General features: G+C 63.1%; 13 protein-coding genes. 3 read left to right on the plus strand and 10 right to left on the minus strand.

The window, feature by feature from the left end; translation table 11 throughout:
• Positions 1-9: 9 nt before the first annotated feature.
• The 3 genes from tsaB to ppc all read right to left on the minus strand — a co-directional run bounded on the left by tsaB (position 10) and on the right by ppc (position 4,328).
• Positions 10-684, minus strand: coding sequence for a tRNA (adenosine(37)-N6)-threonylcarbamoyltransferase complex dimerization subunit type 1 TsaB (gene tsaB / locus PPA02S_RS09175; RefSeq protein ID WP_028634884.1), 675 nt, complete (start codon positions 682-684; stop codon positions 10-12).
• A gap of 108 nt (positions 685-792) precedes the next feature.
• On the minus strand, positions 793-1,443 hold the full coding sequence (gene adk, locus PPA02S_RS09180) for an adenylate kinase (RefSeq protein ID WP_028634883.1): 651 nt from the start codon (positions 1,441-1,443) through the stop codon (positions 793-795).
• A 257-nt stretch (positions 1,444-1,700) separates the two neighbouring features.
• Positions 1,701-4,328 carry a phosphoenolpyruvate carboxylase gene (gene ppc / locus PPA02S_RS09185; protein ID WP_028634882.1) on the minus strand — a complete coding sequence of 876 codons (2,628 nt, stop codon included), beginning with the start codon at positions 4,326-4,328 and terminating at the stop codon, positions 1,701-1,703.
• 199 nt (positions 4,329-4,527) lie between these two features.
• On the opposite strand from ppc, the gene PPA02S_RS09190 reads away from it, so the two are divergent.
• The 3 genes from PPA02S_RS09190 to lptF all read left to right on the plus strand — a co-directional run bounded on the left by PPA02S_RS09190 (position 4,528) and on the right by lptF (position 6,385).
• Entirely contained in the window at positions 4,528-4,869 is a 342-nt protein-coding gene (locus PPA02S_RS09190) for a hypothetical protein (protein WP_028634881.1), read from the plus strand.
• Between the two features lie 269 nt (positions 4,870-5,138).
• A complete protein-coding gene (locus PPA02S_RS09195) occupies positions 5,139-5,552 on the plus strand; it encodes a DUF4398 domain-containing protein (protein WP_028634880.1) in 414 nt (137 codons plus the stop codon).
• A 50-nt stretch (positions 5,553-5,602) separates the two neighbouring features.
• A complete protein-coding gene (lptF, locus tag PPA02S_RS09200; protein WP_028634879.1) occupies positions 5,603-6,385 on the plus strand; it encodes a lipotoxin F family OmpA-related lipoprotein LptF in 783 nt (260 codons plus the stop codon).
• Positions 6,386-6,525: 140 nt separating this feature from the next.
• Here lptF and PPA02S_RS09205 read toward each other — a convergent pair whose 3' ends face one another.
• The 7 genes from PPA02S_RS09205 to prfB form a co-directional block, all read right to left on the minus strand.
• The gene (locus PPA02S_RS09205; protein ID WP_028634878.1) at positions 6,526-6,852 is read right to left on the minus strand and encodes a PA3694 family proteiin; all 327 of its coding nucleotides are present in this window, start codon (positions 6,850-6,852) and stop codon (positions 6,526-6,528) included.
• Complete coding sequence (locus PPA02S_RS09210; protein WP_028634877.1) at positions 6,849-7,772, minus strand: alpha/beta hydrolase; 924 nt, start codon at positions 7,770-7,772, stop codon at positions 6,849-6,851. Before PPA02S_RS09210 ends, PPA02S_RS09205 begins: the two co-directional genes overlap by 4 nt.
• Positions 7,744-9,021 carry a flavohemoglobin expression-modulating QEGLA motif protein gene (locus PPA02S_RS09215; protein ID WP_028634876.1) on the minus strand — a complete coding sequence of 426 codons (1,278 nt, stop codon included), beginning with the start codon at positions 9,019-9,021 and terminating at the stop codon, positions 7,744-7,746. Before PPA02S_RS09215 ends, PPA02S_RS09210 begins: the two co-directional genes overlap by 29 nt.
• Positions 9,022-9,098: 77 nt before the next feature.
• Positions 9,099-9,647 (minus strand): hypothetical protein, encoded by a 549-nt coding sequence (locus PPA02S_RS09220; RefSeq protein WP_028634875.1) that lies wholly within the window; start codon positions 9,645-9,647, stop codon positions 9,099-9,101.
• A 28-nt stretch (positions 9,648-9,675) separates the two neighbouring features.
• A complete protein-coding gene (locus PPA02S_RS09225) occupies positions 9,676-10,380 on the minus strand; it encodes a TetR/AcrR family transcriptional regulator (protein ID WP_028634874.1) in 705 nt (234 codons plus the stop codon).
• 141 nt (positions 10,381-10,521) lie between these two features.
• On the minus strand, positions 10,522-12,024 hold the full coding sequence (lysS, locus tag PPA02S_RS09230; RefSeq protein WP_028634873.1) for a lysine--tRNA ligase: 1,503 nt from the start codon (positions 12,022-12,024) through the stop codon (positions 10,522-10,524).
• Between the two features lie 93 nt (positions 12,025-12,117).
• A protein-coding gene (gene prfB / locus PPA02S_RS23010) for a peptide chain release factor 2 (protein ID WP_154660095.1) occupies positions 12,118-13,213 on the minus strand; the annotation gives its coding sequence in 2 pieces (ribosomal slippage) (positions 12,118-13,140 and positions 13,142-13,213; 1,095 coding nt in all).
• Positions 13,214-13,339: the final 126 nt, after the last annotated feature.

A 13,339-nucleotide genomic window follows, 5' to 3' on the forward strand; every position in this document is an offset into this window, starting at 1 on the left:
CGAGTAGCATCAGACCTTCTTGGGCGTCGCCACATTGTCGCGCAGGTACACCGGTTGCGCCTGGTCAGCTGTAATGGCCTCCCCGCGTGCCCAGGCGAAGCTGGCCAGGCCCAGCACATCTTGCGCACTGGGCAAGGCAGTGGCGTTGCTGGCCTGCACGGGCACAGCCAGCCGGTCGGCATAACCCCACCCGGTCCCGGCGCCGAACCATTGGCCGGTGCTGCCCTCAGGCAATGCCACCTGCTCGGGCGGCAACACCGCTTCGGCGCCCACCAGGCGCATTTCACCTGCGCAGGCCTGGTAGCAGCCCCAGTACACTTCATCCATGCGCGCATCGATGGCGGCCGCCACCTGTTGCGCGCCCTGCTCGCGGAGGGCCCCCTGGGCAAGAGCAGCGAGGTTGGACACCGGCAGCACCGGCCGCTCGAGTGCGAAGGCCAGGCCCTGTACCACCCCGATGGCAATGCGCACACCGGTAAAGGCACCCGGGCCACGGCCATAGGCGATGGCATCCAGCGCGCCAAGCGCTACCCCGGACCCGGCCAGCAGCTGCTTGATCATCGGCAGCAGCTTTTGCGCGTGCATGCGGGGGATGACTTCGTAGTGGCTGGTTACCTTGCCGTCATGCAGCAGCGCAACGGAACAGGCTTCGGTGGCGGTATCCAGGGCCAACAGGGTGGTCATCGAACGGGTTTCCAGGTGCTTGGGAGAACGCAGCAGTATAAAGCAGCGACAGCGGGCGGGGGAACGTTATGGTGAGGCTGGGCGCACAGGGCGCCCAACCTGATCGGCTCAGCTCAGCGCGGTCAGCACCTTGGCAGTAATAGCCTCGACCGAACCCACGCCCTCGATGTGGCTGTACTTCGGCTTGCCGGCGTTTGCCTGGGACAACTTCTGGTAGAACTCCACCAGCGGCTTGGTCTGGCTGTGGTAGACCGACAGACGATGGCGCACCGTCTCTTCCTTGTCGTCGTCGCGCTGGATCAGGTCCTCGCCTGTCACATCGTCCTTGCCTTCCACTTTCGGCGGGTTGTACTGGATGTGATAGGTGCGGCCCGAAGCCAGGTGCACACGGCGGCCAGCCATGCGGCCAACGATCTCTTCGTCATCCACGGCGATTTCGACCACGGCGTCGATGGCCACGCCGGCTTTGACCATGGCCTCGGCCTGCGGGATGGTGCGCGGGAAGCCGTCGAACAGGCAGCCGTTGGCGCAGTCAGGCTGGGCGATGCGCTCCTTGACCAGGTTGATGATCAGCTCATCGGACACCAGTTGGCCCGCATCCATGACTTTTTTCAGTTCCAGGCCCAGCGGGGTGCCCGCCTTGACGGCGGCACGCAGCATGTCACCGGTGGAAATCTGCGGAATACCGAACTTTTCGGTGATGAACTTTGCCTGAGTACCTTTACCGGCCCCGGGAGCTCCCAGCAGAATTACGCGCATCTTGTGCTCCTCAAATTTTTTTATGGAATTCAATGGATTCGGCGACCAGGGCCAAGTCCGGAAATATCGGTATGGCCATAAAGCGGCCAGAGGGCTGCTCAAGATACACAGCGCCCGGCAGCCAGACAAGCGTCCCAAAGTTGCAGGAATGCGCCACTTGAGGCCAACCCTGCAGGCGGTTGCGCCCGTCGCAACCCGGCTGCCAGCACCCGCGCACAAGGTGCAGCAATGTGCGCGTGAGCACTCCCCCTACAGCCTCAACCGGTGTTGCGCAGCCCCGCTGCAATCCCCGCCACGGTCACCAGCAAGGCCTGCTCCAACGGGCTGTCCAGAGCGGCTTCGCGGGCGCGCGAGCGCGCCAGCAGCTCGGCCTGCAGCCGGTGCAGCGGGTCCAGGTAGGTGTTGCGCAGGCTGATGAATTCGAGGGTTTCCGGGCTGTGTGCCAGTAGCACCGGCTGCCCGGTCAAGGCCAGTACCACCTGGCACGACTGCGACAATAGGTCGCGCAAATGTGCACCTAAAGGAAGCAGTTCAGGTTGCACCAGACGTTCGTCGTAGGCCTCGGCGATCTGCGCATCGGCCTTGGCCAGCACCATCTCGAGCATGTCGATGCGGGTGCGGAAAAACGGCCATTGCTCACGCATCTGCGCCAGCATCGCCCCTTGCCCACTGGCCAGTGCATTGTTCAGAGCGGTTTCCCAGCCCAGCCATGCCGGCAGCATCAGGCGGGTCTGGGTCCACCCGAAAATCCACGGAATGGCCCGCAGGCTTTCGATACCCCCGGCGCGGCGTTTGGCCGGGCGGCTGCCCAGTGGCAGGCGGCCCAGCTCCTGCTCTGGGGTGGACTGACGGAAATACTCGACGAAGTCCGGCGTCTCGCGCACCACCTGCCGGTAGGCCTTGACGCCGTCGGCGGCCAATTGGTCCATCACCTCGCGCCAAGCGGGTTGCGGCGGCGGCGGGGGCAGCAGGGTCGCCTCCAGCACCGCGGCCAGGTACAGGTTGAGGTTCTGCTCGGCGATGCCCGGCAGGCCGAACTTGAAACGGATCATCTCCCCTTGTTCGGTAGTACGGAACCGGCCGGCGACCGAGCCAGGCGGCTGCGACAGGATGGCGGCGTGTGCAGGGCCACCACCGCGCCCTACCGTGCCGCCTCGGCCATGGAACAGCAGCAGCTCAACCTCATGCTCGGCGCAGATGCGCACCAGGCTCTCCTGGGCGCGGTACTGCGCCCAGGCGGCGGCCGTGGTGCCAGCATCCTTGGCTGAATCGGAATAACCGATCATCACTTCCTGGGGGCCGTGCAGGCTGTCACGGTAACTGGGCAGCCCCAGCAGGCGCTGCATCACCGGGCCGGCGTTGTCCAGGTCCGCCAGGGTTTCGAACAGCGGCACCACACGCATCGGGCGGGTCAGGCCGGCTTCCTTGAGCAGCAGTTGCACGGCCAGCACATCAGAGGCTGCGCCAGCCATCGAGATCACGTAAGACCCCAGCGAAGCGCCTGGCGCGGCCGCGATCTCCCGGCAAGTGGCAAGCACTTCGGCGGTGTCGTCCTCGGGCGTGAAATGCCCAGGCAGCAACGGCCGGCGATTTTTCAGTTCATCCTGCAGGAAGCTGATGCGCTGCTCTTCGTCCCAGTCCGCATAACGCCCAAGGCCGAGGTACTCAGTGATTTCACTCAAGGCATCGCGGTGACGGGCAGCGTCCTGACGCACGTCCAGGCGTACCAGGAACAGGCCGAAGGTAACGGCCCGGCGCAGGCAATCCAGCAGCGGGCCATCGGCAATCACCCCCATGCCGCATTCGTTCAGGGAGTCGTAGCACAGTTGCAAGGGCGCAATGAGGTCACGGTTATCAACCAACACCTCGGCGCCGGGCGGTTGGCTACCCGTCAGGGCGGCATGTGCCCAGGCGCGCGTGGCCCTTAGGCGGTCGCGCAGTTGCTTGAGCAGTGCACGGTAAGGTTCAGCGCTGTCTCCGACACGCTCGCGCAAGGCATTGCTGGCCTGCTGCATGGACAACTGCGCTGCCAGCGCGTCGATGTCGCGCAGGAACAGGTCGGCGGCCATCCACCTGGCCAGCAGCAGCACTTCGCGGGTAACCGCGGCAGTGACATTGGGGTTGCCATCCCGGTCACCGCCCATCCACGACGCAAAGCGGATTGGCGCGGCGTCGAGCGGCAGGCGCAGGCCAGTGGCATCGTGCAAGGCCTTGTCGACCTTGCGCAGGTGACTGGGAATTGCCTGCCAGAGCGAATGCTCGATGACGGCAAAGCCCCACTTCGCTTCATCGACCGGTGTGGGGCGTGTGCGACGGATTTCTTCGGTGTGCCAGGCCTCGGCAATCAGCCGGCGCAGCCGTTCACGCACCTGTTCGGCCTCCTGAGGGGTCAGGTCACGATGGTCTTGAGCAGCCAGTTGCCCGGCAATGGCGTCGTATTTCTGGATGAGGGTGCGGCGCGCCACCTCGGTAGGGTGCGCGGTCAGCACCAGCTGGATATCCAGCGCAGCAACCTCGTCGGCCAAGGCCTGGTTGCCATGGCCAGCGTGTTTCAGACGGGCCAGCAACTCTGGCAGCACCCTCGCCTCGAAGGGTTCGGGCTGGTCGCCATCACGACGGCGGATCAATTGGTACTGCTCGGCCATGTTGGCCAGGTTCAGAAATTGGTTGAAGGCCCTGGCAACCGGCAGCAGGTCATCCTCTGCCAGGTCGCCGAGGGTTGAACTGAGCTGTTCGCCCGCGCTGCGGCGATCGGCCTTGGCACTGTGGCGGATGGCTTCGATCTTCTGCAAAAACGCTTCGCCATGCTGCTGGCGAATGGTCTCACCCAGCAGCTCGCCCAGCACATGGACATCTTCACGCAAACGCACATCGATATCGGTCATTGGCCCTCTCTGTGGCGCAGCTCAGGCGCCTTGCATCCCTGGTAAGGCTTCGCGCACTGCCGGTGACGGCCGTGGTTGCATCAAGAGTGCCTACAGCCAGGGCGCAAAGGCAAGCCACCTTCGGCCAAAGCAAACTAAAGTGAAGCCACGACACTCCCATGCACTGCATGCCTTTTGACAGGCGTTACCAGAGGCCACCATGAAAATACGTGAACTCGCCCAGCACTGGGAACAAAATGCCGCCGGCGCCCTCAGCCGCACAGAACATGTGTTGCACCTGGACCTGGAGTCCGAAGCGCGTCTGGCCGCATTGATCGACATGTACCCCAAACGCACCGCCGAGGAACTGCTCGGCGAACTGGTGGCTGCGGCCCTTGAGGAACTGGAAGCCAGCTTTCCTTATGCGCAGGGCCACCAGGTGATCGCCACCGATGAGGAAGGCGACCCCCTCTATGAGGATGTGGGCCCTACCCCCAGGTTTCTGGCGCTCTCACGCCATCATCTGCACGCACGCGCCAAACCTGGCGACGGCGAACAATGACGCAGCTCCTTGTACCGGAAATTGGCGAGCGCACCCGCCTAGGCGGGACTCGCCCGGGTCTGGGCGCTGACCAACCAGTCAGAAATTGTTGGCCAACCGAGGGAGATTTTTCTGAACTATTCGAAAAATGTTCCAGTCGGAGCCAATAGCCATCACGCTAAAACCCTGCACACCGGTACTTGTGCGTCATTCAGCTGAAGCGTACGGAAACGGTTGGGGGGGATGAGCGATGGACTGCTACGGACATCGTCATTATCAGGAGTGATCCAATGGAGCTGACCACCATGAAAACCCGCACTTTCAAACCGTCATCCTCTCACGTGCGCGGGTTCAAGCTGGCCGCGCTGGCCCTGGGCAGTAGCCTGGTCCTGGCCGGCTGTGCAGGCAACCCGCCGACCGAGCAGTACGCGGTAACCCAGTCCGCCGTGAACGCTGCAGTGAGCGCAGGGGGCACCGAGTACGCTGCTGTCGAAATGAAAGCAGCACAGGACAAGTTCAAGCAGGCCGAAATCGCCATGCATGACAAGAAGTACGACGAAGCCAAGCGTCTGGCCGAGCAGGCCGAATGGGACGCTCGCCTCGCCGAACGCAAGGCCCAGGCGGCCAAGGCCCAGAAGGCCGTGCAGGATGCCCGCCAGGGCGTTCAGGACGTACGTGAGGAAGGCCTGCGCAGCGCTCAGTGAGCCCTGCCCCGCCAACCCTAGCCTTCGTATTCGATCAAAGGATGAACACTATGCGCAAACACGTCATGATTCCCGCTCTTCTGGCCCTCAGCGTTGGTCTGGCAGCCTGCTCCCACGACCCGAACGCCAACCTGGAAGCGGCACGCACCAACTTCTCGTCGCTGCAGAGCGATCCGCAAGCCAGCAAAGTGGCAGCCCTTGAAACCAAGGATGCCCAGGACTGGCTGAACAAGGCCGACAAGGCCTACATGGACCGTGAAGACGACAAGAAGGTCGACCAGCTGGCCTACCTGACCAACCAGCGCGTCGAAGTGGCCAAGCAGACCATCGCCCTGCGCACCGCAGAAGGTGACCTGAAAAACGCCGCTGCCCAGCGCGCCCAGGCCAAACTGGACGCCCGTGACGCCCAGATCGCCAAGCTGCAGCAGAGCCTGAACGCCAAGCAAACCGACCGTGGCACCCTGGTGACCTTCGGCGACGTGCTGTTCGACTTCAACAAGGCCGAGCTGAAAAGCAACGCTTACCCGAACATCACCAAGCTGGCCCAGTTCCTTCAGGAAAACCCTGAGCGCAAGGTGATCGTAGAGGGCTACACCGACAGCGTCGGTTCGGCCAACTACAACCAGTCGCTGTCCGAGCGCCGCGCTGGCAGCGTGCGCATGGCACTGGTTCGCGCAGGCGTAGACCCGGCTCGCATCGTGTCGCAGGGCTATGGCAAGGAGTACCCGGTAGCGGATAACTCCAGCAACTCCGGCCGTGCCCAGAACCGTCGCGTGGAAGTCACCATCTCCAACGACAACCAGCCGGTAGCACCGCGCTCGTCGATGCGTTAACACGCGTTCGGCTGCAATACATTGAGCCGCTTTGCGGCTCTTCGCGAGCAAGCCCGCTCCTACAGTGATTACACAATCCTGTGAGAGCGGGCTTTCCTGCGCATGGCTGCAGCGCAGCCTAGGTAAATTTCAATTCAGGCTTATTGCACCTGCTGAGGCGTCTCTTCACCCATGCACCTTACCGCGCGTTTGCGGTTATCCACCAGTACGCCCGTCAGGCCCTTCTGCTGGGTATCGAACAGCACCAGCACGCCATCTACGCACTGCGCTACCTGCAGCGCCGGCTCCAGGGAGACCTTGTAGTCTTCGCCGGGTACGGTCTTGAGCATGGTGAAATCCTGCAGCAACAAGGCATCCTGCGGTTTGGCAAAGTGCAGGTAACCGTAGTACCACAAGGCCCCAACCGTCACGATGATCGTGCCAACACCAGTAAGGATCAGCGGTATGGCGTTGCGTTCTTCACTCATTGCGGGGCCTTCTCGTCAGGGGAATTCGGTAGCTCGGCCAGCCGCCTCAGGCTGCTGAAGTGGCTGGGGTCATCCAGAAAACGCAGCATCACTTCGCGCCAGGTGGGGTCGGCGAACGTTTGCACGTGCCCGCCCCGGGTCAGCTGCAACACCCGGGGTGGCGGCGCGTGCTGGTACAGGCGGATCACGTTGTCCATCGGCACCAGGTCATCGTCGATGCTGTGGAAGAACAGCTTGGGCGGGCTGGTCAGCTGCTCGATGGCGTTGATTGCGCTGTCGCTGTCCGGCACCAGCCACGACAACGGCACCTGCAGCGGCCAGGTCATCCAGGACGTGCTCAACGCGTAACGGCCCACCGCGCGGTAGCTGGCCGGCACGCCGTCAAACACCAGTGCACTGAAGCGTTGGCGCTGCTCGGGGTGCGCGGCCAGGTAGTGAATGGCCATGGCGCCGCCAAGGCTTTGGCCGAGCAGCACCAACGGCTTGCCCTTGACCTCCGGCGCCTGGTCGAGCCAGGCCATGGCAGCAGCGATGTCCTGGTACACCTCCGGCAACCGGGGCTTGCCTTCCGACAAGCCATAGCCGCGGTAGTCGATCAGCAACACCTGGTAGCCCTGCTCCGGCAGCCAGTAACTGCCCCCCAGGTGCCCGGGCAGGTTGCCGCCATTGCCGTGCAGGTGCAGCACCGTGCCTTTGACCGGCACACCCGCTTTGGCAGGCAGCCACCAACCGTGCAACCGCACACCGTCGGCCGCAACCAGGGTGACATCCTGGTATGCAAGCTTGGCACGCTCCGGGGTGAATGCCTGGCCACGCTCGGGATAGAACAGCAGGCTGCTGCAGCCGTTCAGGGCCAGCATGGCGATGACCACGGCAAGCAGGCGGCGCACGCTACAGAATGTTGGCGTAGTCGGTTTCAATACGGTCCAGGCTCAGGTGGTTGAGGAAGTTGGAAAAGCACATCCAGGCCGATAACGCGTTAAGGTCGCGGAATTGCTCCGGCAGGTACTTGGGCGGCTCCACCAGGCCTTCCTCGACCAGCTGGCGCAAGGTGCGCATGTCTTCGAGGGTAGTCTTGCCGCAGAACAGCAAGGGGATCTGTTCCAGCTTGCCCTTCTTCACGGCCAACTGAATGTAGTTGTAAACCATGATGAAGCCCTTGAGGTAGGACAAGTCCTTGGTGAATGGCAGCCCATCCGGCACCGAGCCACGGAACACACGGCTGGCGTTGCTGTAGCTCTGCGCCATGTCGAAGCCCTGCTCATGGAAGAAGCGGTACACCTGCATGAAGTCGGCGCCCTCCTCAACCATATGGATGGCCCGGGTGCGGTTGGTGAGCTTGCGCAGGCGGCTGGGGTAGGATGCGAAGGCGATCACCTCCATCAAAATGGCCAGGCCCTCCTGGGTCACCGTCGAAGAAGGCGGGCCCTTGGCCAGGAAGGTACAGATGGGCTGGTTCAGGCCGTTGAGCGTTGTGCCCACATGCACCAGCCCCTCATGCACTTCCAGCGCCCGCACGTCACGGGCATTGAACATGGCGTCGGCGCGCACCTTGATATAGTCGGCGCCCGCTGCGGCGTCGGCGACGATGCCATCGGACTCGAATACCCGGATGGTGCTCTCGGCCTCACCAAACACGGTGTTCAAGCGCCGCTGCAAAATGGCCACGGCTTCCTTGGCGGTCAGGTTCTTGGGTTCGTCCTTGAGGTCGCCACGGCCATCAATGTTGTTCAGGTAATCCGAGAGCATCAGGCCGAGGTCGGCCAAGGTCGGGTCGCCGGCGTGGAACACGTCGGACGCCGCGCCGTACAACTCCTGGGAAATCAGCCCGAAGTCCTCGGTGCCACGGGCCTCGAGCATTCGCACCACCATGCGGTACTCGCGGCACATGCGCTTCATGATCTGCCCTACCGGGCTGAACTGGCCGAGCTGACGGATGATGTCACGCTCGATGGCCTGGAACTCTGCCTTGACCGCGCTAGAGTCAAAGCCCAGCGGCCGCGCGTGGTAGTAGGCACGGTCAACGGCTGGGGGCTCCTTGCCCTTGGCTTCGAAGAACCCCTGGCGGATGCCGTCGTCCCACTTCACCGCATCCAGCACCCGGATGGGGGTTTGTGCCGCGACGATGCGATCGGACAGGGTACGTATGGTTTGTTGGTATTCGTCCAACGGGTACTCCTTCTGCGGGGCCGGGGGTGACACTGCTGGCAGATGCGCGAGGCTTTAGCCGCGAAGAGGGCAACGCGTCACTTGCCGGATCGCTGGAACCGCGCGGCTTCCACGAACAGGTCGGAATTGGCGGGGTCCTCCAGGTAGGCAAACACGCGGGCCGGCGGGCTGTCGACCAACACACCCTCGCCATTATCCTGCGGCACCTCGGTGCTGTGGCCGCTCAGCTCCTTGCTGTCCACGGCCTGCTGAACCTGCTGGAGGTCCAGGTCATAGACCACCAATTGTTTGCCATCGACGATATCGAAGCCGCCGATGACGAAGTTGCCGCCCAGCGTGTGCGGCACACGGGCCGACAGGTACCAGCGGTTGCCGTGGCGCGACACGGTAAAGATGTACTCCTCGGGGGCCTTGCCCTTGGCTGTGGCCACCGCCTTGTAGGCATCCGCACCGCTGCGGCTGATCACCAGTTGCAATGGCTCACCCCAGGCATCCTTGCTGTGCCACTTGCCCAGCAGCCCTTTGGGCGCCGCCTGGTTACCAGGCAAAGGCTGTGGGAATGTCACCAGACAACCGCCCAGCATCAGGAATGACAGCGTCAACAGCACCACACGCCAGGCTTTCATCAGGTTCTCCTTGAGTGACGACCCATGCTCAGGCCGATGCCAGCACCAGTTGCAGGTATCGGGTAAGCATAGCGAGCATCTGCCCATCGGCTTGCGCATCAGCGCCCTTGAGCAGGCCCTGATATTCCATCTGCTCGATAATCGCCGTCAACATCTGCGCATCCTGTTCGGGCTGGCGCGAGCCAACAACCTGCAGCAGTTGCCGCGTTCCGTGCAGCAGGATCTGCTCGTGGGCGCGCACCAGCGCGGCCAGCCGGGGGCACAGCAGCGCCTCTTGGCGAAACCCCTGCTCGGCCATGAGAAAGTCACGCCGGTTGAGCAACTGGCGCTGCACGTAGTCAGCGGTCATGGCTGCCACTTCGTTGGCCAGCCGCGCGCGTGCCTGCGGGCTGCCATCACCCTGGGCGAGCAACTGGCGCAGCACCACTTCGGTGTTGGCCCACAGCTTGGCCATGTAGGCGGCGCTGCGCTCGACATACTGGGCGAAAGAATCGGCGAGCAGGTCTTCGATGTCCTTGAAATAGTAGGTCGTGGCCGATAGGGGCACACCGGCTTCTGCGGCGACGGCGCGATGACGCACGCCGCGCACGCCATCGCGCACCACGATGCGCATGGCAGCGTCGAGGATGCGCTGACGGCGCTGTTCGCTGCCCAGGCGGGCAGTTTTGCGTCCTTGGTATTGCACGCTCTCGGCGACGGCGGTGGCGATGCCGGCGGCGCCCTGGTCAGGCATGGCAGGTGTCACGGGATAACCTCGGGAACTGGGGTGTCGCAGACAATACCAAATGTTCGGTGGGAACATGCCGTTGGCTCGTCATAGAACGCAAATGGGGCCGCAAAGCGGCCCCAAATGACATACCTGTATGCAGCAGACTCAGCCCTGCGGGCGCATGTGCGGGAACAGGATCACGTCACGAATCGATGGCGAATTGGTCAGCAGCATCACCAGGCGGTCGATACCGATGCCCTCACCTGCAGTCGGCGGCATGCCGTACTCCAGCGCGCGCACGAAGTCGGCATCGTAGTGCATGGCTTCGTCGTCACCGGCGTCCTTTTCCGCCACCTGGGCCAGGAAGCGCTCGGCCTGGTCTTCGGCGTCGTTCAGCTCGGAGTAGGCGTTGGCAATCTCGCGGCCACCAATGAACAGCTCGAAGCGGTCGGTAACGGCGGGGTTCTGGTCGTTACGGCGTGCCAGCGGCGACACCTCGAACGGGTATTCGGTGATGAAGTGCGGCTGCTCCAGCTTGTGCTCGACCAACTCTTCGAAAATCATGACCTGCAATTTGCCCAGGCCCTCGTGGCCCAGCACTTTGGCGCCGGCCTTCTTGGCGATGTCACGGGCGCGGTCCACGTCCTGCAAGTCCGCTGCAGTCAGCTCAGGGTTGTACTTGAGGATCGAGTCGAACACCGACAAGCGAACGAACGGCTCACCGAAGTGGAACACCTTGTCACCGTACGGCACATCGGTACTGCCCAGAACCAGCTGCGCAAGCTCGCGGAACAGCTCTTCAGTGAGGTCCATGTTGTCGCGGTAGTCGGCATAGGCCTGGTAGAACTCGAGCATGGTGAACTCGGGGTTGTGCCGGGTCGAGACACCTTCGTTGCGGAAGTTGCGGTTGATCTCGAAGACCTTCTCGAAGCCACCCACCACCAGGCGCTTGAGGTACAGCTCCGGCGCGATGCGCAGGAACATGGCCATGTCCAGGGCATTGTGATGGGTTTCGAACGGCTTGGCGGCGGCACCGCCGGGGATGGTCTGCAGCATCGGCGTTTCCACCTCGAGGAAGTCACGCTCGATGAGGAACTTGCGAATGTGCGAGATCACCTGGGAACGCACACGGAAGGTGTGGCGGGTTTCCTCGTTGACCATCAGGTCGACATAGCGCTGGCGGTAGCGCTGCTCGGTGTCGGTGAGGCCGTGGTGCTTGTCTGGCAGCGGGCGCAGCGACTTGGTCAGCAGGCGCACGTTGGTCATTTCGACGTACAGGTCACCTTTGCCCGAGCGGGCCAGGGTACCCTCGGCGCTGATGATGTCGCCCAGGTCCCAGGTCTTGACCGCCGCCAGGGTTTCCTCAGGCAGGGTCTTGCGGTTGACGTAGACCTGGATACGGCCGGTCATGTCCTGGATAACCATGAACGAGCCGCGGTTGAGCATGATACGGCCAGCTACCTTGACCGGGATCGCGGCTGCTTCCAGCTCTTCCTTGGTCTTGTCCACGTACTGCTTCTGCAGGTCGTTGCAGTAGCTGTCGCGACGGAAGTCGTTGGGGAAGGCATTGCCTTTGGCGCGCTCTGCGGCAAGTTTTTCCTTGCGCAGGGCGATCAGGGCGTTTTCTTCCTGTTGCAGGTCTTGCGATTCGGTCTTCAGGTCGCTCATGTCGTCAGTCTTTCCATCAGGTATTCGTTGCCCTTGTCGGGCAGGGCACGCGACCCCGGCCAGTGGCCGGGTATCGCGGCGGTGGTGTTCGGCTTACAGCCCCTGCTTGAGGCTGGCTTCGAGGTACTGGTCGAGGTCGCCATCGAGCACCTTCTGGCAGTCGCTGCGCTCGACACCGGTGCGCAAGTCCTTGATGCGCGAGTCGTCCAGCACGTAGGAGCGGATCTGGTGCCCCCAGCCGATGTCCGACTTGCTGTCCTCGAGTGCTTGCGAGGCGGCGTTGCGCTTCTGCATCTCCAGCTCGTACAACTTGGCCCGCAGCATTTTCATGGCGGTGTCCTTGTTGGCGTGCTGGGAGCGTTCGTTCTGGCAGGCCACCACGGTATTGGTTGGCACGTGGGTAATACGCACCGCCGAGTCGGTGGTGTTCACGTGCTGCCCGCCGGCGCCGGACGAGCGATAGGTGTCGACACGCAGGTCGGCCGGGTTGATTTCGATTTCAACCTTGTCGTCGATTTCCGGCGACACGAACACGGCCGAGAACGACGTATGGCGACGGGCGCCGGAGTCGAACGGGCTCTTGCGCACCAGGCGGTGCACGCCGATTTCGGTACGCAACCAGCCAAACGCGTACTCGCCCTTGATATGCACGGTGGCGCCCTTGATGCCCGCCACTTCACCTTCGGACAGCTCGATGATGGTAGCGTCGAACCCACGTTTGTCGGCCCAGCGCAGGTACATGCGCAGCAGGATGTTGGCCCAGTCCTGCGCCTCGGTACCGCCAGAACCGGCCTGGATGTCGAGGTAGGCGTTGTTCATGTCCATCTCGCCGCTGAACATGCGACGGAACTCAAGTTGCGCCAGGGATTCCTCCAGGGCCTGCAGCTCGGTCTCGACATCGCTCACGGCGCCTTCGTCACCCTCCTCGACGGCCATGTCGAGCAGGTCCTTGCAGTCGGACAGCCCGTTGGCCATCTTGTCCAGGGTTTCCACCACCTGGGCCAGCATGGCACGCTCGCGGCCCAGGGCCTGCGCGTACTCGGGTTTGTTCCAGACGTTGGGGTCTTCCAGCTCGCGGTTGACTTCGATCAGGCGGTCATGCTTGTGATCGTAGTCAAAGATACCCCCGAATGGACTGGGAACGCTCGGTGAGGTCCTTGATGGTGTTCAGGATCGGTTGGATTTCCATGGGCGGGCTACTCGTGCGAATTCGGTGAAAAGCCTGCGAGTATAACCGAGTATGCGGTTTGCCGTAACGGGGTAGCGGTGGTGGGCCACGCGCCGCGGTTGCGGCGCATCGCGCGTCTGGTTGCGC

The sequence above is a fragment of the Pseudomonas parafulva NBRC 16636 = DSM 17004 genome, from assembly GCF_000730645.1.
GTDB lineage: Bacteria > Pseudomonadota > Gammaproteobacteria > Pseudomonadales > Pseudomonadaceae > Aquipseudomonas > Aquipseudomonas parafulva.

Bases quoted from the DNA above. Each gene is read 5' to 3' on its own strand.
- tsaB (WP_028634884.1), bottom strand. From the start codon at position 684: ATGACCACCCTGTTGGCCCTGGATACCGCCACCGAAGCCTGTTCCGTT.
- adk (WP_028634883.1), bottom strand. From the start codon at position 1,443: ATGCGCGTAATTCTGCTGGGAGCTCCCGGGGCCGGTAAAGGTACTCAG.
- ppc (WP_028634882.1), bottom strand. From the start codon at position 4,328: ATGACCGATATCGATGTGCGTTTGCGTGAAGATGTCCATGTGCTGGGC.
- PPA02S_RS09190 (WP_028634881.1), top strand. From the start codon at position 4,528: ATGAAAATACGTGAACTCGCCCAGCACTGGGAACAAAATGCCGCCGGC.
- PPA02S_RS09195 (WP_028634880.1), top strand. From the start codon at position 5,139: ATGGAGCTGACCACCATGAAAACCCGCACTTTCAAACCGTCATCCTCT.
- lptF (WP_028634879.1), top strand. From the start codon at position 5,603: ATGCGCAAACACGTCATGATTCCCGCTCTTCTGGCCCTCAGCGTTGGT.
- PPA02S_RS09205 (WP_028634878.1), bottom strand. From the start codon at position 6,852: ATGAGTGAAGAACGCAACGCCATACCGCTGATCCTTACTGGTGTTGGC.
- PPA02S_RS09220 (WP_028634875.1), bottom strand. From the start codon at position 9,647: ATGAAAGCCTGGCGTGTGGTGCTGTTGACGCTGTCATTCCTGATGCTG.
- PPA02S_RS09225 (WP_028634874.1), bottom strand. From the start codon at position 10,380: ATGCCTGACCAGGGCGCCGCCGGCATCGCCACCGCCGTCGCCGAGAGC.
- lysS (WP_028634873.1), bottom strand. From the start codon at position 12,024: ATGAGCGACCTGAAGACCGAATCGCAAGACCTGCAACAGGAAGAAAAC.